This is a genomic window from Mangrovitalea sediminis, assembly GCF_002514725.1.
Classification (GTDB): Bacteria; Pseudomonadota; Gammaproteobacteria; order Pseudomonadales; family Oleiphilaceae; genus Mangrovitalea; species Mangrovitalea sediminis.
This window is the reverse complement of sequence record NZ_NTLB01000004.1, coordinates 42,310-65,502: the sequence shown is the minus strand read 5'-3', so window position 1 is coordinate 65,502 and position 23,193 is coordinate 42,310. Positions and strand designations below refer to the sequence as shown.

General features: G+C 54.3%; 17 protein-coding genes. 15 read left to right on the top strand and 2 right to left on the bottom strand.

The genetic code is table 11. From position 1 onward, the window contains the following. Positions 1 to 154 precede the first annotated feature (154 nt). From pseB to CLR77_RS10110, 15 genes are all read left to right on the top strand, one after another. Entirely contained in the window at positions 155 to 1,156 is a 1,002-nt protein-coding gene (gene pseB / locus CLR77_RS10180) for a UDP-N-acetylglucosamine 4,6-dehydratase (inverting) (RefSeq protein ID WP_097460551.1), read from the top strand. Beyond that, the gene (gene pseC, locus CLR77_RS10175; protein ID WP_097460550.1) at positions 1,153 to 2,292 is read left to right on the top strand and encodes a UDP-4-amino-4,6-dideoxy-N-acetyl-beta-L-altrosamine transaminase; all 1,140 of its coding nucleotides are present in this window, start codon (positions 1,153 to 1,155) and stop codon (positions 2,290 to 2,292) included. The genes pseB and pseC overlap by 4 nt, the downstream gene beginning before the upstream one ends. Further along, on the top strand, positions 2,292 to 3,011 hold the full coding sequence (gene pseF, locus CLR77_RS10170; RefSeq protein WP_097460549.1) for a pseudaminic acid cytidylyltransferase: 720 nt from the start codon (positions 2,292 to 2,294) through the stop codon (positions 3,009 to 3,011). The genes pseC and pseF overlap by 1 nt, the downstream gene beginning before the upstream one ends. After that, positions 2,972 to 4,090 (top strand): pseudaminic acid synthase, encoded by a 1,119-nt coding sequence (pseI, locus tag CLR77_RS10165; protein WP_097460548.1) that lies wholly within the window; start codon positions 2,972 to 2,974, stop codon positions 4,088 to 4,090. The genes pseF and pseI overlap by 40 nt, the downstream gene beginning before the upstream one ends. After that, positions 4,080 to 5,132: a UDP-2,4-diacetamido-2,4,6-trideoxy-beta-L-altropyranose hydrolase gene (gene pseG, locus CLR77_RS10160; RefSeq protein WP_158227168.1), complete on the top strand. Its 1,053-nt coding sequence runs from the start codon at positions 4,080 to 4,082 to the stop codon at positions 5,130 to 5,132. Before pseI ends, pseG begins: the two co-directional genes overlap by 11 nt. A gap of 8 nt (positions 5,133 to 5,140) precedes the next feature. Then, entirely contained in the window at positions 5,141 to 6,157 is a 1,017-nt protein-coding gene (locus CLR77_RS10155; protein WP_158227167.1) for an ATP-grasp domain-containing protein, read from the top strand. Beyond that, positions 6,154 to 6,816, top strand: coding sequence for an HAD family hydrolase (locus CLR77_RS10150; RefSeq protein ID WP_097460545.1), 663 nt, complete (start codon positions 6,154 to 6,156; stop codon positions 6,814 to 6,816). The genes CLR77_RS10155 and CLR77_RS10150 overlap by 4 nt, the downstream gene beginning before the upstream one ends. 69 nt (positions 6,817 to 6,885) lie before the next feature. Continuing rightward, the gene (locus CLR77_RS10145; protein ID WP_198962733.1) at positions 6,886 to 7,842 is read left to right on the top strand and encodes a glycosyltransferase family 2 protein; all 957 of its coding nucleotides are present in this window, start codon (positions 6,886 to 6,888) and stop codon (positions 7,840 to 7,842) included. Beyond that, positions 7,839 to 9,002 (top strand): UDP-galactopyranose mutase, encoded by a 1,164-nt coding sequence (gene glf / locus CLR77_RS10140; protein WP_097460544.1) that lies wholly within the window; start codon positions 7,839 to 7,841, stop codon positions 9,000 to 9,002. Before CLR77_RS10145 ends, glf begins: the two co-directional genes overlap by 4 nt. Next, a complete protein-coding gene (locus tag CLR77_RS10135; protein ID WP_097460543.1) occupies positions 8,999 to 11,266 on the top strand; it encodes a hypothetical protein in 2,268 nt (755 codons plus the stop codon). The genes glf and CLR77_RS10135 overlap by 4 nt, the downstream gene beginning before the upstream one ends. A gap of 180 nt (positions 11,267 to 11,446) precedes the next feature. Continuing rightward, the gene (locus tag CLR77_RS10130) at positions 11,447 to 13,780 is read left to right on the top strand and encodes an HAD family hydrolase (RefSeq protein ID WP_097460542.1); all 2,334 of its coding nucleotides are present in this window, start codon (positions 11,447 to 11,449) and stop codon (positions 13,778 to 13,780) included. 44 nt (positions 13,781 to 13,824) lie between these two features. Continuing rightward, positions 13,825 to 15,018, top strand: coding sequence for a class I SAM-dependent methyltransferase (locus tag CLR77_RS10125; protein WP_097460541.1), 1,194 nt, complete (start codon positions 13,825 to 13,827; stop codon positions 15,016 to 15,018). Between the two features lie 47 nt (positions 15,019 to 15,065). After that, entirely contained in the window at positions 15,066 to 16,883 is a 1,818-nt protein-coding gene (asnB, locus tag CLR77_RS10120; RefSeq protein ID WP_158227166.1) for an asparagine synthase (glutamine-hydrolyzing), read from the top strand. Positions 16,884 to 16,899: 16 nt separating this feature from the next. Continuing rightward, on the top strand, positions 16,900 to 18,087 hold the full coding sequence (locus CLR77_RS10115) for a glycosyltransferase family 4 protein (RefSeq protein WP_143269397.1): 1,188 nt from the start codon (positions 16,900 to 16,902) through the stop codon (positions 18,085 to 18,087). A gap of 41 nt (positions 18,088 to 18,128) precedes the next feature. After that, positions 18,129 to 19,853, top strand: coding sequence for a glycosyltransferase (locus CLR77_RS10110; RefSeq protein WP_097460538.1), 1,725 nt, complete (start codon positions 18,129 to 18,131; stop codon positions 19,851 to 19,853). A 72-nt stretch (positions 19,854 to 19,925) separates the two neighbouring features. Here CLR77_RS10110 and CLR77_RS10105 read toward each other — a convergent pair whose 3' ends face one another. Beyond that, a complete protein-coding gene (locus CLR77_RS10105) occupies positions 19,926 to 20,324 on the bottom strand; it encodes a class I SAM-dependent methyltransferase (RefSeq protein WP_143269396.1) in 399 nt (132 codons plus the stop codon). Positions 20,325 to 20,925: 601 nt separating this feature from the next. Continuing rightward, the gene (locus CLR77_RS20510; RefSeq protein WP_097460535.1) at positions 20,926 to 23,064 is read right to left on the bottom strand and encodes a flagellin N-terminal helical domain-containing protein; all 2,139 of its coding nucleotides are present in this window, start codon (positions 23,062 to 23,064) and stop codon (positions 20,926 to 20,928) included. Positions 23,065 to 23,193 lie beyond the last annotated feature (129 nt).

Below are 23,193 nucleotides of genomic sequence, written 5' to 3'. Positions count from 1 at the left end.
GATGGTTGAAGTTTCAGTATCAAGCTAAGCTGCTGTTTATCGGAGAAATACAGAAACGGGCTGCTGATTGTGGCAAAGGTTTTGCTATCCTAACTTCAAGATGTCGGTTATTTGGCATCCGGGGCAGTAGCAACGGTGTAGACGGGGTAAATGCATGTTTGATGGCAAGTCCATTCTGATCACGGGCGGTACCGGGTCTTTCGGCCATGGTTTCGTTGATACCCTGCTCAAGCGGTATAAACCCCGGCGCATTGTCATCTACTCGCGCGACGAGTTGAAACAGTATGAAATGCAGCAAAAGTACGACGCCCCCTGCATGCGATATTTCCTGGGCGATGTGCGTGACAAGGACCGGCTGATTCTTGCCACGCGAGGCATCGACTTTGTGATTCACGCTGCGGCGCTGAAGCAGGTGCCGGCGGCGGAATACAACCCGATGGAATGTATTAAGACGAATGTCTACGGTGCCGAGAACGTCATCGAAGCCTGCCTGGCGAATCAGGTCACCCGGATCATTGCCCTGTCGACCGACAAGGCCGCGAATCCCGTGAACCTGTATGGCGCAAGCAAACTGGCATCGGACAAGCTGTTTGTGGCGGGAAATAATCTCGCCGGCGCCACCGATACCCGCTTTTCGGTCGTGCGCTATGGCAATGTTGTGGGTTCTCGGGGGTCCGTCGTTCCCTATTTCCGAAAACTCGTTGAAGACGGCAACACCTATCTCCCGATTACAGACAAGGATATGACCCGCTTCTGGATCACGTTGCAGCAAGGTGTCGATTTCGTGATCCGCTGTTTTCAACGTATGCACGGTGGTGAAATTTTCGTCCCGAAGCTACCGTCGGTCAAAATCGTCGATGTGGCGGAAGCCGTTGCGCCGGGCATGCGCCATAAGGTCGTTGGCATCCGCCCAGGCGAAAAAATGCATGAGACCATGTGCCCGCAGGACGACAGCCACAATACCCTGGTTTTCGAAGACCACTTTGTGATTAAGCCCTCGATACGTTTCTTCAGCGAGACCTTCGACTACGAGAAAAATGCCTTGGGCGAGCAAGGGACGCCTGCGGAAAATGGATTCTGTTACAGCTCGGATAACAACCCACACTTCCTGACGGTGGAAGAAATCCGGGCGCTCAATCTGGCCGTCATGAAATGATTCCGTACGGACGCCAGAGTGTCGATGAGGGTGACATCGAGGCGGTTGTCGATGTATTGCGCTCGGCTTTTCTGACGCAGGGACAGGCGATACCAGCTTTTGAACGTGCCGTTGCCGACCGCTGCGGTGTCGCCGAGGGGGTAGCGGTTAGCAGTGGAACCGCAGCTCTGCACCTGGCGTGCGCCGCTCTGGATATTGGCCCCGGGGATCTTGTCTGGACGTCTCCGCTGACGTTTGTCGCTTCTGCCAATTGTGCCTTGTACTGCGGCGCCGATGTCGATTTCGTGGACGTGGAAGCGGATACCGGAAACCTCTGTGCCAAGCAGCTGGCCACAAGGCTGGAAAGTGCTGCCGATGCGGGAAGGCTGCCGAAGGCCATCATTCTGGTACACTACGCGGGGCGCCCTGCAGACCGCGTAAAAATCGCGGCGCTGGCCGATGAGTATGGCGTTGCACTGATCGAGGATGCGGCTCACGCGCTGGGCGCTGTTGATTCGCTGGGGCACATCGGTGATGGCCGTACGGCTCGCCTGACCACATTCAGTTTTCATCCTGTCAAGATTGTCACCACCGGCGAGGGTGGGTTGTTGACGACCAACGACCTGGCCCTGGCCGCGCGCTTGAGACGGTTGCGCTCCCATGGTGTGGAGCGTGACGTTTCGGCCTTGAAGGCACCTAAACCCGGTGACTGGTATTACGAGCAGCACGAGCTGGGCTTCAACTACCGGATGACCGATATCCAGGCGGCGCTGGGCCTGTCTCAGCTGCGGCGACTGGAATCCTTCGTCCAGCGGCGACGTGAGCTGGCCGCGCGTTACCACGATAAATTGACTCAATTGCCGGTTGGTTTGCCTCCGGCAGACCCCGGTTGCTTGAGTGCCTGGCACCTGTATGTGATACATGTGGCCGAGCGTGCCCGGGTGTTTGCGGCACTTCGGGAGCAGGGGATCGGCGTTCAGGTCCATTACATGCCGGTACATCTTCACCCCTACTACCGAAAACGTTTCGGCTTTAGGGAAGGCGACTTTCCGGTCGCTGAACATTTCTACCATCAGGCGATCAGTCTGCCGCTGTATCCAGACTTGACGGATGAGCAGCAGGACATCGTTATACAGACGCTGGAGCAGGTGCTGTGATGGAAAGCGTTGCCATTATTCCTGCCCGAGGTGGAAGTCAGCGCATCCCCGGCAAGAATATTCGCGCCTTCAATGGGCTACCGATGATCGCCTGGTCGATTCGGGCCGCCCTGGACAGCGGCTGCTTTGACCGGGTTCTGGTGTCAACGGATAGCGAAGAGATTGCTCAGGTGGCCCGGGAATTCGGTGCTGAGACCCCTTTTGTTCGACCGGTTGCGCTGAGTGATGCCCATACAGGGACGGGGTCGGTGATGGCGCATGCGGTCCGGTGGCTTCAGGATGCAGGTATCTCCCTTCAGTGGGTTTGCTGCCTATACGCGACCGCGCCCTTCCTGCAGCCTGAGGATCTACAGGCGGGGCTGCAGGCGCTTAAAGAAGAGCCCAACCGCTATTATGCCTTTGCCGTGACGTCCTTTGCCTTCCCGATACAACGTGCGCTGCGGCGCTTTCCTGACGGTGGCACCGAGCCGTTTTTCCCGGAGTACGTACCCTGTCGTTCCCAGGATCTGGAGCCGGCCTGGCATGATGCCGGGCAGTTCTACTGGGCTCGCCCGGAAGCCTATCTGGAATCGATCCCGTTGTTCTCAGAACATGCGATAGCGCTACCTTTGCCGCGCCATCGGGTGCTGGACATCGATACGCCCGAAGACTGGGAACATGCTGAACTGCTGCATCAGGCATGGCGCAAAAGCCTGCAGAGAGAGGTCGCTTCACCGTGAAATCCCTGGGGAATCCCAACGTCCTTTCTTTGAACGGAAAGTCCTATGGCGGCCCCAATCCGCCGCTGATCGTGGCGGAGTTGTCGGGTAACCATCAGCAGTCTCTGGATACCGCCCTGGCACTGGTCGATGCGGCGGCGGACTGTGGGGTGGATGCCATCAAACTCCAGACTTACACCGCCGACACCATGACGCTGGACGTCGAAGGTCCGGGGTTCAGGATCGAGGACGATGACAGCCTTTGGAAGGGCGAATCCCTGCATGCCCTTTATGACAAGGCGCACACGCCCTGGGAGTGGCATCAGGCCGTCTTTCAGCGGGCGGCTGACCGGGGCATGCTGGCCTTCAGTTCGCCGTTCGACGCCTCAGCAGTGGAATTCCTCGAATCGCTGGATGTGCCCTGTTACAAGATCGCGTCGTTCGAGATGACGGATCTCCCCTTGGTGAGACGCGTCGCCGAGACCGGCAAGCCGATGATCGTGTCCACCGGCATGGCGAGTGAGGCGGAAATTGCCGAAATGCTTGGTGTGATCGCGTCGGTGAAGGCTCAACCGCCGGTCTTGCTGAAATGTACCAGCACCTATCCGTCCACGGCGGAGAACGCGAACCTGCGGACGATGCCGGACATGCATCAGCGATTTGGTGTGCCGGTGGGGTTAAGTGATCATTCGCTGGGTATCGGTGTCGCCGTTGCGGCGACGGCGCTGGGTGCCTGCGTCATCGAAAAGCACTTTGTGCTGTCTCGCGACAGCGATGCGGTGGATGCGGCCTTTTCCATGGAACCGGCAGAGATGCGCCTGCTCGTCGAGGAATGTCACCGGGCTTATGCCGCCCTGGGGCAGGTTCACTACGGCGGGGCGGCGGCGGAGCAGGCTTCGTTCAAGTTTCGGCGGTCCATATATGTGGCACGGGACATCCTGGAAGGGGAGATCCTGACTGAGGATTGCCTGAAAGTGATCCGTCCCGGCTATGGTCTGCCGCCAAGAGAGTGGGATCGGGTTCTCGGGCGTCGCGCCGCCTGTAACTTGCAGCGGGGGACACCGCTGGACTGGATACATGTGGCGGACAATGAGCAATGAATCACCGACGATCGGCTTTCTGGTCGCGGCCGGCGAACGTGTGGGTGGCGGCCATCTGATGCGCTGCCTGGCCATGGCCCAGGCGCTCCAGTCCCAGGGCGCGCGGGCCCTGGTCTTCTCTGCGCCTCTAGACCGGGCTTTGGCCCGTCGCTGCGACGCGGCCGGCGTCATGCTGCATCAGCAGGACCCTCTCACCGTTGCCACGGTAAACCCTATGCTGGATGCGCAGGCTGTCGATCTCCTGGTTATTGACGGCTATGACTTTGGCGAGGCGTGGCGACAATCGTTGCGTCGTCGGTCCCGGCCGCTGGTTGTGGTCGACGATCTCAACAACCCTCCCGTACAGACAGCCGACGCCATTATCAACGCGCTTCCCGGTGCGGCCAGGTTGGGGTATGAAACGTCCGCGCCGAATGCGGCGCTCTGGTTGGGGGAAACGTATGCGCCTCTGGGGCCCGCCTTTGCGGCGAAGGCTTCGGGCAGCCTTGCCGATCGCCCCGGCCTGTTGCTGAATTTTGGTGCCTCCGATCCCATGGGATACACCGTTCCGGTTCTTCGCGCCATGCTCGCCTCCCGTCCGGCCGAGGATGTGCCTCGTCCGATTTGGGTGGTGACTGGGCCGGCGATGTCGGCAGATCGGGTGGCGGAAGTGGCAGCGCTGGCTGAATCCGGCACGGGGGTGGAGCACCTCCACGATGTCGCGGACATGCACGCATTGATGAGCCGGGCCGGTCTGGCCGTATCCGCACTGGGTACAACGGTGTATGAACTGGCGGCGACGGCAGTACCGACGCTTGCGGTCGCGGTGGCGGACAATCAGCGACGTCTGGCGGAGACGCTGGCGGGCCACGCCTCCTGGTGTCAGGTGTTGGAGGTGGGTCCTTCCGATGCCGCCGGGATCGCTCGTCAGGCATGGGGGCTCTGGCAAGATCTTCGATGGCGCGAGAGCGCCATTCGGGAAGCCTCGGGGTGGGTGGACGGCCTCGGTAGCCGGCGTCTCGCCCAGAAGATGCTGAGCCTGATTCGGCAAAAGGGGCGATGATGGTGGCAATGGCGAGTGTGATTGAGGGTATTCCCGCCTGGGCTGCCGGCGGACACTGGCTCATGACCAGCGCATCCGCCAAAGTGGACCTTGCCCGTCGTCTGCGGATGGCATTGAACGACGTGGGGCTGAAGCTGGTCGCCACGGATGTGTCCGCCCGTGCGCCGGCCCTCTATGCCGCCGACGAGGCTTTTCTCGGCCGCCCCGACGGCGCGCCGGATTATATCGATCATTTGATTGAGGCGTGCCAGCGGCGTTCTGTACGCGTGATCGTGCCGACACGGGATGCTGAACTGCCGTTATTGCTGAGCGGCGCGCAGCGACTGGCGGAGGCGAAGATCTGGGTGATGGCGTCGCCGCTGGATTCTGTGCTTTGTTGTCAGGATAAGATCGCTTTCCACCAATGGTGTCTGCAGGAGGGCGTGCCTGTATTGCCGGCGGTCGCCCCTGAGGCTGAGCCTGATTTCCCGGTTTTTGTCCGGCCGAGATTTGGTGCTGGCGGAAAGGGGAGCCGCCGGGTCGACTCTCTGAGCGAAATGCCACCCCATTCATCGGACTCGGAATGGTTGGTTCAGCCTTTCCAGGCGTTGCCGGAATACACTATCGATGCGCTTTTCGATTTTCGGGGGACGCCGGTTCAATGGGTTGTTCGCGAGCGACTGGAGATCGTGGCGGGTGAATCGAAAGTCAGCCGCACGGTTGCTGAGCCTGCGCTGGACCGACTGGTCCTGGATGTGGGGGACCGCATAGACCTCTACGGTCCGGTGACCCTGCAAGCCTTCTTCTCGCCGGGGGACGGACCCTGGCTTATCGAGATCAACCCCCGTTTTGGCGGGGCTTGCGCGCTCGGTATCGAAGCCGGTCTGGCAACACCTGAGCGCTTGGTGGCATTGGTACAGGGAGACCGTGATGGATTTGAGCGTTCGCGGCCGATACGGGTGGGGCTGACAATGCTGCGGTACAGTGCCGATTATTTTATCGATAGTGGGGATGTGCTGTCTTTCGATGGACCAAAAGACCCATGAAACTGAGCGATTACCGGCTTTTCCTGGTCGACCTGGACGACACGCTTTATCTGGAGAGGGACTACGTCCTCTCGGGGTTGACGGCGGTTGCTGGCGAGTTGGCGCGAGATGCGTCGGAAGCAGAGGCCATCGCTGCCTGGTTGCATCATCACTTTCTGACGGTCGGACGGGACAGGATCCTGGACCAGTGCCTGTCCGCATTGGGGCGTTCTCAATCCAGCGATCTCATCGAGCATCTGGTGGGTATCTATCGGGAGCATGACCCCGCTATCGCCTTGCTTCCCGGTGCGACCGATCTTCTGAAGAGTCTGGCATCCATGGGCTCGGTGGTCATCGTGACCGACGGTTTGCCGTCCATGCAGGCAAGGAAATGCCATGCCCTGGGAGTGGCGCAGTGGGCTGTCCAGACAGTGTATTGCTGGTCACAACAGGCGCCGAAGCCTGATACAGCCTCGGTGTTGCCCCTGTTAGGCCATTATGACGGCCCCGTGCTGATGATAGGGGACAATCCAGGGCATGATCTGTGCATGGCTGATCGGCTGGGTGTCGATGCCGTACGGCTTCGGCAGGGGCGGTTTGCGGCGGAGCCGTCATCGCCCTGGACACCGGTCATGGAGGTCGCGTCGCCTGCTGAACTGGTGGAACGGTTCCGGGACTGAGCTGACTTCCACGCTTAAGGTTGGAAGGTCATCGCCGATAACAAGAAATAGTGCAGTAGTGGAGTCGTCATGGTGAAGGTCAGTGTCATCGTTCCGGTTTATCGATTGGGTGCGATGGTTAACGAGTGTCTGGAAGGTCTGCGCGCGCAGCAAACACCTTTCGAAACAGAGATGTTGATCATCGATGACGCGTCTCCAGACGATAGCTGGACGCGGATGTTGTCGGTAGCGGAAGGTGATCGCCGATTTCGTCTTTTTCGCAATGAAACGAACCGAGGGTTAGCCTTCAACCAGAAACGGTTGCTGGCAAAAGCGCGCGGTGAATATATCGCCTATATGGATGGCGACGATATAGCGTACCCGGGCAAGCTGGAGGCAATGACCGCCTATCTGGATACGCATCCAGGTTGCTCGATTGTCTATCACGAAGCCGAAGTGTTCGATCACGACTCCGGGCAGGCGCTCTATCTTTACAGCCGTGATCACTACAACGCACGTTATGTCCCGCCGGTGGCCAATGTCGAACATTTGGTGAAATACGGCTGCTTCCTCAACGCAAGTTCCGTGATGTTCCGTCGCCACGATAACCTGGATAAGGTCGTGGACGACCGTTGTCAGATCCTGCTCGACTATCCCATGCATATCCTCAATGCGGGCTATCTCGGCGGAACCGTCGATCGCATCGATCGGGTGCTGGGGCGTTACCGCTTGCATGCGGGCAGCTCCTGCGGCCAGAACGCGAAGTCCGATGCACGCCGCATCCGTGTGGTGGACGATCAGGTCCAGTCTGTGGAAAACGCTGCCCGCTTTGGCGTTGAGCCTGGTGTGATTGCTGCCGGAAAGGCCCATCATCGCTTTGCCGCGGCGCTTTTCTTCCTCAAGCAGGGCAAGGACAGCCTGTTCAGGGATTTTATTACCCTGGCGAGTGAAGACGGCTGCTTCTTCGATGACCGACACCGTTTTGCCTATGCCCACAAGGATCAGCCACAAGAGGTGTGTGAGCGCTTGTTTGGTGCCGTGGCATGAGTCGCTATGACGCCATTGTTGCGGGTGCCGGTTTTTCCGGCGCCGTCATGGCGGAGCGGTTGGCGAGTCAGTTGGGGTGGCGAGTACTGGTTCTCGAGCAGCGAAACCATATCGCTGGAAACTGCCACGATCAGTATGACGACGCCGGTATCCTCATTCATACCTACGGGCCCCATATTTTTCACACCCGCCATGCTGCCGTGTGGAACTACCTTAGCCAGTTCACCGAATGGCGACGCTATGAGCACCGTGTGCTGGGCGAAGTCGACGGTGAGCTGATCCCCATTCCGTTCAACCTCACCAGCCTGCGGCGCTGTTTCAGCGCTCCGCAGGCGTCGCGTCTCGAAGAAAAGCTGGTCGCGGCTTATGGCCGGGACGCGCGGGTGCCCATACTCGAGCTGAGACGCTCGAATGACGATGACCTCAAGTCACTTGCCGACTTCATCTATGAGAAGGTCTTCGTTAACTATACCGCCAAGCAATGGGGCTGCCGACCGGACGAGATCAGCGCCGACGTGAGTGCGCGAGTGCCGGTCGTGGTTTCGGAGGACGATCGCTATTTCCAGGATCCCTATCAGGGCATTCCCGTGCAGGGATACAGCGCCCTGATTGGACGCATGCTCGATCAGCCCGGCATCGACGTTGCCTTGGACACAGCGCTGAGACAGCGGGTTACGATTTCGGCGCCTGACATCCTTCTTGATGGGAAGCCTTTTGCGGGGAGCTTGATTTACACCGGCATGGTGGACGAGCTGTTCGACTATCGTCTGGGAGAGTTGCCGTATCGCTCGCTGCAGTTTCGGTTCGAAACACTGGATATTCCACAGTTCCAGCCAGTGGCAACCGTGAATTTCCCCAATGCGCCCGGCCTGACCCGGATTACCGAGTTCAAGCAACTGACCGGACAAGTCTCTGAACGAACGACCATCGTTCGTGAATATCCCCAGGCCTATGACCGGCACGATGAAACCAGAAACGTGCCTTACTATCCCGTGTTTACCGAAGAGAATCGCCAGCGCTATCAACGCTATGCCGACTTGGTGAAAACCATTCCGGGACTTCAGTGTTTAGGGCGACTCGGCGAGTACCGGTATCTGAACATGGATGATGCTGTGGCCAATGCCTTGGAGCGCTTTGCGGCCTTGGAGGTTTCGCGATGAGTTCGGGAGTGGGACGCGGCGACAGTTCTGTCTTGATGCGACGTTTTTTGGCAGCTTTGGATGCCGTCAGTTGCGTCTCCTTTGACGTTTTCGACACGCTGATTTTTCGCCGATATGCATCGCCCCGAGCCTTGTTTGTCGATGTGGGGCAGCAGGCCATCCAGATAGGCCTGTTACCTGGTATGGAACCGGCGCTTTATGCGGATTATCGCATTGCCGCTGAAAATAAGGCCCGTTCGCTATCGCAGCAGGCAGATGTCAGCCTTGACGTTATTCTGAGTTACCTTCCGTGGTCGGGCGAGGTTCTCAGTACATTGAAAGAGATAGAAGTTCGCTTGGAACTTGAAGCCGCTTGTATCTGTCCTCTGGCTCGTCAGATGGTTGAACTCGCGTTTACGGCTGGCAAGCAAGTGGTATTTGTATCGGATATGTACCTGCCTCCCAGCGTGATTCGTCAGATGCTGTCGCCTGTGGCATCTACGGCGAACAGTCTTCTTTTTGTCTCCAGCGACTTCAATGCCACCAAGGCGACAGGTGCGTTGTTTCGCCTGATTCTGGATGAGTTGTCATTAGTGCCCAGCGAACTGTTACATGTCGGGGATCACGAACAGGGGGATTATCGAGCGCCCAAGCGCTTGGGGTGTCAGGCCTTGCGCTTCTATCCCTCTGACTATGCCCGCCAACTGCTGGAACTTGAAAGCCGTTATGTCGGAGGCGATGGCGATTGGGCTGCACCACTACGATACCAAGCGGCCCTATTGAACCCATATGATCACGACCTGGAAGCGTTTTTCTTCGACTTCGGAGGATTGGTCTGGGGGCCGGTTATGCATGCCTTTGCTACGTGGGTATATGACCTGGCTGAAGCGCTAAGGCTCGACCGGATTCTTTTCGCTATGCGGGAGGGTGCCTTGTTCGAAGCCTGCTGCCGACAAGTATGGGCAGATAAGTCGTCATCGCTACCGCTTGCAAACATCTTTATATCGCGCCGAGCGACCTTTGCTGCAGGCTTGGATTTGACGCGACTGGCAACAGACGTTGGTCGTGTCATGGAGAGGACGTACGCCTCGGCTGAGGATGTTTGCGAAGATCTCGGACTTGCCAGTGAGGTGGCGTCTGGGGAACTGGTGCCCTGGTTACAGGAGCACGAATACATGGTTGAGCAGGCGGTTGTTCTCGCGAGACAGCGTCTACAGCGTTATTTCGCCCAGTTAACGGGTGAAGGCGAGCGTGTGGGTGTCTTCGATTTTGGGGGCGGGGGCAGCATTTTACGCAACTTGGCCAGAGGGCTGGGGGCCGGGAAGACTCAAATCACGCCGTTGTTGTTTTTCCTTCATCCCAGAGCGCTGAAGTCGATCGATGAGTTAGGCTTTCTGGCCTTCCTGAGTGGCGGCAACCGGGTGCGAGACGCAGTGAATACTCTCGCACGCAATCCGGAAATCTTTGAAATTTTGCTGACTGGCACCAGCGGATCAACGTTGGGGTATTCAGACCTTCCTGACGGACGTGTCGAACCGGTTCTGGATCAACCCGTCACCGATGAACGGTTGAGATCGGCCTGCAGTGCTTTCGAAAAGGGCATACAGGCGTATCTGGAGACTGTATGCGATAGGCGGGAGATGCCTCTGCAAAGAACAGTCATTGCGTCTCTGTTAGCCAGGGTAATTGATGTTCCCTTACCTGCAGAAGCCGCCTGGCTCGGCGATCTGACGCACGCCGACAATCTTGGTTTGCGAAGTAACGGCAAGATTTGCAGTGATTCAGCGGAGAGATTGATTGCTGAGATGGATGTTGGGGTCTTTTGGCAGCAATACAATGAGAATCCCAGTCTCTTTTTTGACCGATGTAAGTGGCCGCAAGGCAGTATTACCCGAATGGCCCCGAATTGGTTGCGTACGGTTCGAGGTTTGAACGGCGAATCCGATGAAGCTAGGGCTATCAGCCAGATATTGGCGAGACTGGCATCGGAGGGAGTTCGCCGGTGTGCTGTTTATGGTGCAGGTCTCTTTTTCGAAGCGCTATTTCCCGAACTGCGTCGACTTGGGGTGGAAGTAACCCATTTGATAGACCGCAAAGCAGAAGCGGGGACATTCCGGGTGGGGGGCGTGACCGTCATTCCTCTTTCTAAGGCTTTTGACGAAGGGGTGACCCGCTTTGTCATTGCATCCGTGGCATTTGCTGAGCAGATCGAAGAAGTCATCATGCTGCAAGCGGCAGAGCGGGGTATCTTGGCATCTGTGTCGATTTATTCAGCACGTTTCTGATGCCATGTTTAAGGACCATGAGTCTGCGTTATTGGCACGGAATTGGCTGAATTTGTTTGGGTGTCAAAAAATGATGGATAAGGTACTTGGTCCTACCGCAGTGGCGGTTTTGATTGTTCTGGTGGTCCTCACTCCGGTTTATCTGGGGCCGCTGATTAGCGAACTTCTTGGTTGTAGGCGATGAAAAACGACTGGATTGGCGCAAGCGAAATTTTTCAAACACTTCAACGTAGTCTTGAAAGTGGCAGCGTTCGGGTGGTGTCCTTTGACCTGTTCGATACGCTGATTCGCCGGAAGTGTTCGGACCCGACTCTCGTTTTTGAAAGAGTGGGGGAGTTGGCGCTTGCGGAGGGGCTTATTGCTGGATTGGACCCCTGGGAATATCGCCATATGCGTTGTGAAGCTGAGCGGCAAGCCCGGTCGAGGTCCAGCAGGGAGGATATACGGTTTGAGGAAATTTTCGACTGTTTAGCCCTTGAGCCGTCGGTGCTTAAACGGTTAAGGGAGCTGGAGCTTCAGGTTGAGCGTGAGGTGATCAAGCCAGATCCCATGGCCTTTCAGCTGCTTCGGCTCGCGTTGACTCAAGGGGCTTCGATTGCGCTTATTTCCGATATGTATCTGCCTGAGCAATTCTTAATGGAAACGGTCAGCCCCTTCCTGCCCGAAGGGTTGGTAAACCCCCCACTCTTTGTTTCCAGCACCGTTGGATATACCAAGCATTCCAGTAGGCTTTTCAGGCATGTCATTGACAAGCTCAACGTTCAACCCGGTGAACTATTGCATATTGGTGACAATATTCAGGCGGACTTCCGCTCTGCTGTTGCTGCCGGGTGCCGTGCGATCCATTTTGAAGTGGATGACTGGGTATTAGCGACATTGCGACGGGAGGATGCCTTCAATGTGGGGTTACCTCTCGAAGTTCGCCATGCCAGAAGGTCTGCTGCGCTTTGTCGGCCTGATGAGCTAGGTGAAAAGGAAACGTACTTCTTCCTATATGGCGCATGCTACCTGGGGCCCGTGCTTGCCGGCTTTTCCCGGTGGCTGGTTGAGCGTTCTCGAAGCTTGGGGGTCGCTAAGGTTGTCTCGTTGATGAGGGAAGGGGCGCTGATAAGGCAGTGTATGCTGGCGGAACTGGCGGCCCAGTCTGATGACAACATAGACGTTTGCCTTGCATACGTTTCTCGTCGTTCCACCTATTTGCCTGCGTTAGATTTGAGTCGATTTGTCGAAGATGTCACTAAGGTTTTTCAGCGTCGGAACTATACGCTGGGAAATCTTATCGCTGAATTGGGTATGCCGTCGGATGAACAGTGGATAAAGGATTTTGCGCATTTGCCGGTGACAAAGCTGGCCTCAGTTGCTGTCGGAAATACATCTCTTTTGGAACTGCTTGGTGAGCATTTCCGACGTCATGAGCCGGTCATCTATAAGCTGGTTGCTGAGGCTCGATCACTACTTTCGGACTACTTTGGCCATTTGCTCAAAGGAGAAGCCAACTTTGTCACTGTGGATATGGGGCCAGGAGGTACTATTCAAACCCAAATGAACTCGGTGCTGGAGCCCGCGGCCAAACAGAATTTTCTGCTCTATGCCAATGAGCGGGCGTTTGAGCGGGCGACGCAGGTTCCATTCAGTGCGTTTTTACCAATGACGGCAGAGACAAAAAAGGCGATCGCGATTCTCTGTCGCTCCCCCGAAATCTTCGAAACTGTCATGGTGGGAGCCGGCCAGTCCACCGTAGGTTATCGCAGACAGACGGATGGCAATGTTGAACCCGTTCTTGCCAAGGGTGAGTACTCTCAAGATCAGCAGCGCTGGATTGCTGCGTTTGAGGCGGGTGTGGAGTGCTACCAACATTGGAGTTTTCGACATGGTGTCCCGTTGCCGGACGAACAAACCCGTGTCGCTTTTGTGAAGATGTTGGAGCGACTGGTTACGTTGCCTCATCCGGTAGAGGTCGCGCATCTCGGTGATTTGGTACATGAGGATAATTTCGGCACCGAAAACAGCTACACGATTATCAACGACCAGACACAGAAAGAGCTGGCCCTTCAGGGAAAGGAAATTTTCTGGCGTCGCTTTTCCCGAAATATCAATGAGTTCATTTTGTCCTGCCCTTGGCCGCAAGGTGACATCACTAAAGTGGATGAAAAGTGGATTTCGGAAATGTTGCAGATCGATTCTGCGTATGGAAAGCATCAAATGGACGTCGAGCGGATATTGGGGAATTTGTCGGATGAAGGGGTTCGTAATGTTGTTGTGTATGGCGCGGGCGAATTTTTCCTGAGTCTTTTGCCGGGATTGCGGCGGTCTGGAATAGCTGTTGATGCCGTTGTTGATGGTAAGGCAATGATGGGGAGTTTTAACGTTGAAGGGTTTACGGTCAGAAAGATAACCGATCCCGAGGTTCTCAAGGCCGAACATTTCGTTATAGCTTCTGCCGCTTTTGTTGATGATATCCGGCACCAGATTGACCGGCATCACCCCGGTTCACCGACCATTTTCTCCGTCTGACAGGATCTGTTGGCTCTTTGTATTAATTTGAGGTTCAAGTATTCATGGATACAGCAACTAAAAAAGATGAAGCCAGATTTGAGTTCGGTAAGAACTGGAAAAGCTTTCTAGAGCATAACCTATCACGTGAGCGGGTGGAGCAGGCCAAATCTCACTTACTCAAATTCCTGGGAAGAACAAATCTGGAAGGCATGCGGGTTTTGGATATTGGCTCCGGTAGCGGTATCCACAGCATGGCTATGATAGAGGCGGGTGCTTCGGAAGTGGTCAGCTTTGACTACGATCCTGATTCGGTTTTTGCGACGAAAAGTCTGCATGCCATGCTAGGGGGGCCCGATAACTGGAAGATCATGCAAGGGTCTGTGCTGGACGACGAATTCATGGCGTCGCTTGGGAAATATGACTTGGTCTATAGCTGGGGGGTTCTACATCATACTGGCGCCGTTTGGCATGCCCTCGACAACGCTGCGCGTTGCGTGGCGTCTGATGGGCTCTTCTATATCGCGCTTTATGACTCGGACTGGTCGGCTCAAGACCCCTCATATTGGCTGGATATCAAACAGCGGTATATCAAGGCAAGTGCGATCAGGCGGCGCTGGTTCGAACTTTCCTATGTTTCGCGGTTTATCTTGGAATACAACCCACTGAACTTGGGGCGCTTGATTCGCCACGCTAGGAATTATAAGAAGAATCGGGGGATGGATCTTTATCACGATATCAAGGACTGGCTGGGTGGCTGGCCCATGGAATATACCCGTGTCTTTGATGTCATTCCTCGTGTCCAGCGGCAGGGGCTTCAACTATCGCGAGTCGTTATGGGAGAGGCTAACACCGAATACCTCTTCTTCGGTCCGAACTGCTCTCGTGAGGTTGATCGGATCCCTTTACCCGCATCGCTTGACTGGCAAGTCGTCAGTTTACGCCATGAGGCGGACTTCAAAAGCCTCAACGGCGGCAACCCCATTTATATTTATGGCGCTGGTGCCGGAGGCGATAGAGTTTGCGAGGCGGTAGAGCGGCAGTTAGGCCGGCGCCCGGATGGCTTTATCACGACGAGTGACAGTGGTGTGCGTGATGGGATCAAGGTGATTCCTTTGGACAAGTACATCAAAGATGCTCCAGACGGGGCTCAAATTTTGGTGGCCAGTATTTATTTTGATCAGATCGCGTTTTCTCTGGCACGAAGTGGCGTGAAAACGTTTTGGAATGCCTATCCTTATATTCTGACTCGGCTGTAACCCATTTCGGTGGCTGTGCGATGGCCGCCCCAAGAACGGAAGTTGTTATGTGTGGAATTGCGGGCGTTCTCGATATTTCCCGTCGAAGAAGTCGTGAGTCGTTGCGGGAAATGGCTGGTGCTATGGCCTCAACAATGATTCACCGGGGCCCTGACGACGAGGGCATCTGGTCGTCCAAAGATGGCTTTTGTGCATTATCCCATCGCCGCCTGAGTGTTATCGACACTACGCAGGCGGGCCATCAGCCGATGGTGTCAAGTGATGGTACTAAGGCATTGACGTTCAACGGAGAGTTATACAACTTCCCCCTTCTGCGAAGGCAGGCTGAAGCCCGAGGCGCCAACTTTTCAAGTCACTCTGATACAGAAGTGTTTCTGGAAGGATTGTCGCATCAAGGGGCGCAGTTCCTGACGTTTGCCGAGGGAATGTTTGGGCTCGGTTTCTATGATGAGCAACGCCGAGAGCTTTTGCTTGCGCGGGATGCGTTTGGCGAGAAACCGTTGTACTACACGTTCCAGGATGGGTTGTTCGCATTTGCTTCAGAATTGAAGGCCCTAACTGTCATTCCTGGGTTCGACGCGTCAATCTCGATTGACACTATTGCTTCCTACCTGTCGTTTCAGTTCATTCCTGCTCCAGACACAATTTATTCCAAGTGCTCGAAGCTTCCGCCAGGCAGTTATCTTCGAGTAGGAGACTTTGGGCCTGGAGAGGTGACCAGATACCACAGTTTTATCACCGCTGGAGATCATTCTGCCACTGCATCGATCGACGAGCAGGCTGACGAGCTGGAGGAACTCCTGGTTAGATCATTGCGTGGTCGGCTTCTGTCAGATGTACCTCTCGGCGCATTTCTCTCCGGAGGCATTGACTCAACCACCACTGTCGCTTTGGTTGCCCGCAAGCTAAATCGATCGATCAAGACCTTTTCCATAGGGTTTAGCGGCGTCGTGGAGAGTGAGCATGAGGACGCTCAGGCGATGGCTCGTCACTTGGGTACAGAGCATCACCAGCAATTTGTTCACCCTGAAGAATTTGGTCGTTTGGCGGACTTGGCTTATCAAATGGATGAGCCTAACGCCGATAGCTCCTGTGTTCCTACTTATGCTATTTCGCAGCTTGCCCGTGAACAGGTAACCGTGGCGCTAACCGGTGACGGCGGTGATGAAATGTTTGGCGGTTATGGTAGGTATTTTCAATGTATTGAGGCTGCTGCTGGTCGGGGGCAGGAGATAGCTGCACGTCGCTGGCACATCGGACGCGATTACTATTCCCACCGGGTTTTGTATTACATCGACGCAGAGCTTCAGGACCTTTTTGGTACGGTTCCTTCCATGGTAGCGGATCGCCTCATACAAAGCCGCAGGAAGATAGATCTCGATCCCCGGCCTCTGCTGAATCGACTCAGGGAAGCTGATGTCGAAAATTATTTGCCGACAGTGCTGGCTAAGGTCGATCGCATGAGTATGTTGCATTCACTGGAGTGTCGAACGCCTTATCTTTCCGTGGATGTGGCGGGCTTTGCCGCAGGCTTGGATCAATCGGCGTTGTGGGGCGACGGTAGAGGAAAAAGGGTTTTAAGAAAGGTTGCAGAGCGATATGTCCCTGCGCAGTGGCTAAACCGGCCCAAAAAAGGCTTCGGTGTAGATCCAATGAATTCAGTTGCGCGCAATGGTGTACTGGATCGTCTTATGACGCTTATCGCTGAGCCCGACTGCCGGTTGGCAAACTGGATTCCAAGGGAAACTCTGTTGCGTTGGGCTCATGAGCGTTTGACTCAGTCGGGTTTTTATCATGCATGGGCATTTTTAGTACTCGAATTATGGCTACGTAGCCATCCCTACAAGGTTAAATTACAAGGATAAGCGGACGGATCATACCGTGTCGCGTGACTTTACAATGACCCGAATTCTTGTCGTAGTTCCGGATTTTTTTCCTAGCGAGTCCGGATATTCACATGCTTCCATCAATGCTGTAGCCGCCTACGCCTCGCTGGGATTTGAAATCCACGTTATTAGTTATCGAGAAGCTCTATTGCCTAATTGGCTGGCTGATTACGGGGTCCGGCTGCATTCCTTTGTAACCGACTCCTTGGAAGAACTGGAAAAGCTCTTTGTAAAGAGCTTGCACGGTGATTGGGACGCGGTGATTTTTGAAACATACGAAAGTAGCAATAAGGGTTTGGTGCTGCTTGACGTCGTTGATGTGCCAGTTTCCAGGGTTGCTGTCCGAATACATGCAGCGACGGAAACAGAAACATTTTTAAGCGGACCCAACGAGTACTATCGCTATATGTTTGAGTGCGCAAAGCGACTGGATGAGCGAATTGGCCATGTTTGGTCGACGACTTGGCACTATGTTGAATTCCATAAAAAGCACTATAGAACCAATCCTCAGTATCAATCTGCTACACACTATGCATTGCTGCCAAACTTTCCGTCTCCTGTAAAGCCGGACTTGCTTCATATAACGCCGGAGATATCCGCATGGCTTTCCTCTGGTCCCCGCTCGCTCTTATTGTTGGGGCGTATGTCTTGGCAGGGCGTTCATCAAAAAAACTTTCCTAATGTACTGCAAGCACTTCATGCTCTCGTTCAAGAAGATCCTGACTTCCTTTCCAATAACAAAATTATATTTATCGGAGATGGGGATGAGAGGCGAAATCTCTTTGATATGGCCGTCCGGTTAGGTATCGAACCATACATTCTCTTTGTTAACTATTTGCCGCATTTAGAAGTCGTTTCCTTGATTTACCGGGTTTCAGGCGCAATCTTAGCTTCTCGCTATGAAGGGCATTCCATGTTTGCCGTTGAGTGTCTTGAATCCGGGTGTCCGTTGCTAGTTGCTGAAAATACTGGAATAGAGGAATACGTTTTTGATGATGTAACGGGCGTAAAAATTAAACGCTTTGATGATGTCTTTGATATTGCAGAGGGTATCAAGCGATTGACTTCGCGGTCGTGGAATCGTCGTGATGTTGCTGCCGCATATTGTGAAATGTTTGGTCTGGAACGCGTGCGAAATAAGGCTAATTTGCTATTTAAATATCTGCTTGCGGACAGGTTGTGATGTTTCGCCTGTATTGATGGAACCCTTTGGGGGAGAGTGCTATGAGTCGTAAAAGCCTAGCTTTCCATAAAGATGTTATCGAGGGTAAGAGGAAAGCTTATGCTTGGGGATTAGGTGGCGCGATGCAGTATCTACTGCTCCAAGCGCCTTATCGGTTTGATGGGATAATAGATGGGTTAGCGAAGGACGACTCCAAGGGGACGGTATCAGGGATTCCTCTTTACTCGCCGGATGTGTTGAGCCAGCTCGACCCTCTTGAAACAACGATTGTCGTATTCGCGGATCCTATAAGATTCTTTCGTCAAATTAAAAGGCAGGTGAGGAGGTATGGAGAATTTCCGGTAGTTATGCCTTTCGTCGAATTCAGAGATTACCCTTTGTTGTCGGGTGATAAACAAGTCCGTTCGGAAGCTCGTGTTTACTGGCGTTCCAGGCTTAGACATGCGCTCCATGATATGCGAGGGGCGGAGTCTATTAAGCCTGTTAAAAATAGAGTTGCGTTATGGAATTACGCGTTGGCCAAGGGGGGTGCTGAGCGACAGCTTGTTTTGCTAGCGTTGGGTTTGCGTAAGCTTGGGTGGGAAGTCGACTTTATTACAATCGGTAAAGATCAGCCCAAGACCGATTCGTGGGCGAATGAGATGAGACTTGCAGGGGTCAACCGTTTTATCCTTCCTACGCAGCGGGATTATTTGTCTATAGTTGAAGAAGATAGTCGAGAACGAGCTATTGCAAGTTATCTGGGGCCCTATTTTGTTTTACCGGCGTTACATGAGATGGTCGCTACAGCGACAATTCTTTGGGACCGGAAGCCCGAGCTGTTAATTTCCTATCTGGATTACTCGAATATTGTGGCCGCGATTGCCGCTGTAGCTAGCGGTGTACCCAAGATCTTGATGTCAGGCCGAAATGTGGCGCCTAGTCAATTCCCAGGTTTGAGGGGGTTTCCTATAAAAAAACATGAGCTTAAAGGTGTCTATCGCTCCCTGCTGGAGCTTCCGGGAGTTTACCTCTGTAATAACAGTCAGTCCGGAGCGGAGTCGTACCGTCGTTGGCTGGGTCTTGCTTCGGACTCGGGGAAAATCTCAGTAGTGCCAAATGCGGTATCTACGCCGGTTTCAAGTGTGCATAGTGATGTTCGTAAAAGTTTCAATCTCGGAGCAACGTCGCCCTTAATCGTAGGCGTTATGCGGTTTTCTGAAGAGAAGTGTCCTCAAGGTTTTGTTGATGTTTTCGAACGAGTGTTGTCTCGGCACCCGGATGCTCATGCCATTTTAGTTGGCGATGGAGCCTTAAAATCTCAGATTCAGAAGGTCGTTGCTGAGCGAGGCTTGACTAGGCAGCTTCATTTTGCTGGCATGCAGGATTTGTCGTATCCATTCTTGAGGGCGGCGGATCTTCTCTTGTTAACTTCTCGGATGGAAGGGATGCCCAATGTAATTCTGGAGGCGCAGTCGGTTGGGTGTCCGGTAGTCGCTACGAGAGTAGGGGGGGTTATGGAAGCGATGGCTCCCGTATTACATAGTAACGTTTTCGAATTTCAGGACTGGGAGTCAATGGCGGCTCGTTGTAGTGAACTTTTAACTGACCCTGATCGCAGAAAATGGGAGGGCAGTCAGGCGCGTAAATATCTTCTCGAAAATAGGGATTCGGTTACTTTGGCCAAACAAACCCTTGCTGCCTGCGAAAGAGTAGAAGCCGAAGACATAGGTTGTCATTCCCGAAGAGCTTTTGATGTAAATGCATGCTCGAGCCCAATTGCTTGAAGAAAATTCTGCGCTCTAGCAGGTGGTGATTTCTTATAGTTAACTATTAGGTTGCTCCTTCCATAATTAGATTCATTGCTTTACAAAGCTCCATGTTGGGTTATTTGATTCCTTGCATGAGCAGAAGCCGATTTCTTGTTTGATGGCTTTTGAAAATAAGTCAACATCATGGCGTGCGGCCGGGAGTATATTGTAATCGTTGCCAAATATCACGCCTCCTTCTCGTAGCAGGTCGTAGTATAAATTGATTCCCATGAAAGTTTCGCCAGCTTCATGAGCTGAATCAAGATAAACTATGTCGACATTGTATTTAAGAACTTCTATCATCCTTGCGGCGACACCAGAATATGCCCTTAGGGGGATAATTGCATCCTGAAAGTCATAGTTTTTAACTGACCAGATGAAATTATTAAATATCTTTGGCTGCCCTTCATGTTGACACATAATTTCTTTAAAGTTGGATTTTTTCACATATTAATGTCGCCGCACCAAGCATCAATGCAAGTTATGATGGCTGGTAATTTGTTTTCTTTCAGATATTGCCCGATATAACATGCAGATGACCCGCAAAAAGATCCGACTTCCAATATTAGTTTTATATTTTTGTCTGAAGTTCGACTTATTAAATGGTCGAGATCTTTATGGTCTAAGTGTGCATTGATTGGGATAGAGGAATAGGAGTGCTTCATTTCAGGGATGTTTTTGTATAGATAGTCGACGCCAAATAGGTCGGCGTAGACCTGTTCCATCGTAGGCGAAAATATTTGTATCCTGGATAGATTTTAAATTATGGACTTTAATTGATAGTCAGAGGTTTTTTGACGAAAACCAATATTTTAAATGATCTTTCGTCACTATGCTGTAGTCTTTCATATTGTATTACCCTGCCCATCCTGAGTTTTTATTGTCTATACAATTCAGCGTATTTGAAAGCTGTTGGTAGATTAGTTCTGAACTAGCACTCGATGAAGGGGGTTGGGGCGCTTTTGGAACAGTAGGCCCGGATCAAGCATCCGGGCCATGCGAAGATACTAAATGTTTACAATTATTTTATATCGTGACTGTGTAAATGTTACTGCAGCAACTTCAGCACCTGCTGCGGCTGGGCGTTCGCCTGGGCCAGGATCGACAGGCCGGCTTGCTGTAGCACCTGAGATCGGGACAGCGCTGCCGTTTCGGCGGCGAAGTCCGCATCGGTGATGCGCGAGTTGGCTGTCGTCAGGTTTTCCGAAGCGATCTGCTGGTTCGAGATCGTCGAGTCGAAACGGTTTTGGATAGCACCGAGCTGCGCGCGCTGGAAGTTGATCTGGTTCAGCGCGTTATCGACAGAGGTCAGGGCCTTTAAGGCGCCGGCGACTGTGGATATGTCGATGTCTTTCACCAGCTCGCCATCCTGGGATGAACCATAGTTTCCGACTTCGAAACCGGAGTTGGCGATGGCGCCGGTAAGCGTTCCGAGTTTGATCTGACCTGCAGATTCCAGGGTAACGGAACCGCGGGTGACATCGTTGGCGGTGGCCGCGCCCGTGCTGATGGCCGTTGTTCCGTCCGCGCCGACAAAGCCAAGGTCGGTCGAGTTGCCTGCGGGACCGCCTGACGTGACGTTAAAGTTGTCCAGTACGATGTTTCGTCCGTCCTGGGCGATCAACCGGAAGGTACTGCCGAAGGCCTCTGCGGAAATACCGGTTTGTCCCGCCTTGTTGTTGATGGCGGTGACAATGGCACGCTGTCTGTCGGCAGGGGAGTCGCTACCCGACCAGGAGACGTTCACCGTCACACCGTTGAGGTCGAAAGAGGCCGCTTCAGCGGTGGTCGATGTGGTGATCGCCGAACCGTTGTAGATCGTCTCATTCACCTTCGCGGTGACGCCCGTCTGCACGGTGACCTTATTGATGGCCGCCGCTTTTGCAATGGCGCTGGTCGCTCTCGCGCCCGCTGGATTGTCCGGCGAAGCCGTGTCGTCGCTGGAAGAGCTGCCGCCAACCGGGACACCGTTGACAACCAGGTCTCCGGTTTGCATGGCATTGCTGTTCTCCGTCTTACTGACGGCGCCACTGTTGTCCCCGCTGAAGGTACCGACCTGTAATCCCGCATTCGCGATATTACCGGTGCTTGTATCGAGCTTAATATTGCTGCCGTCAGGTGAGACGAGCGTGAAGGTCCCAGCGATGGTTTTGACGTTGCTTGCGGTGCCAAAGCCGCCGATATCCGTCAGACCGAAGAGTTTCGGGTCCGCAGTGCTACCCGACGCGTCGATCGTAATGTTTCGACCGTCATCGGCAATCAGCTCTATGCCGGTTTTGGGGTCTCCGGTAGTAACTGCTCTGACGCCGGTTTGTCCCGAAACATCGTTGATGGCACCCGCAACGTTCTCCAGGTTGACCTTGGCAGACAGCGAGGAACTGGTGACCAGCGAAATGCTGACGCCGTTGATGGTCACGGTGGTAGAGGGGCTACCCGCAGAGCTGAAAGCCGTTGAACCGCCGACAGAGTTGGCGTTGACTATCGCTTTGACGCCGGTTTGGTCGGTCACCTTATTGATGGCTGCGGCTTTTGCGATAGAGCTGCCGGTGTTGCCTGCGCTCGAGTAGGAGTCGTCGGCACCGGTGGATGCCGGTACGGCAATACCATTGATGACCAGGTCGCCTGCCGCCATGTCCGCACTACTCGGATTGGAGCTGATGCCGTCGGTTTGCGACGTTCCCAGCTTATCCGTGGTGGCGGCGGCGATGCCGAAGGTCACACTTTCGCCCCGGTTGGCACCGATCTGGAAGGTGACGTCCGAGAAGCTGCCATCGAGAAGCTTGGTGCCGTTGAAGTTAGTCTGCTCGGAGACGCGCTTGATTTCGCTCTTGAGCTGCTGAACTTCCTGGTTGAGCGCTTCCCGGTCGACGCTGCTGTTTGTGGCGTTTGCCGATTCCAGCGCGAGGTCGCGAATACGCTGCAAACTGGTGGTCATGGACCCCAGGGCGCCTTCCGCTGTCTGTGCCAGCGAAACGCCGTCCCCGGCATTTCGAATGGCGACGGCCAGCCCTCGCGTTTGAGTGGTAAGCCGGGTTGAAATCGCCAGGCCGGCCGCATCGTCCTTCGCGGAGTTGATCCGAAGGCCGGACGACAGCCGCTGCAGTGCGGTCTGATAGTCGGACTGAGACCTATCGAGATTACGCTGTGCATTGATCGATGCAATGTTGGTATTGATGATTTGAGGCATGACACCCTCCTTAACCTATACCAGCCGGCGATCCCTTAGGTCTCGGGGCTGTCGTTGACCGGCTTGTTCGTTAGCAATGAACCTTGCGGTTTGCCGTGTATAAGCGATGAGTGTGCCAATTTTTAAAAA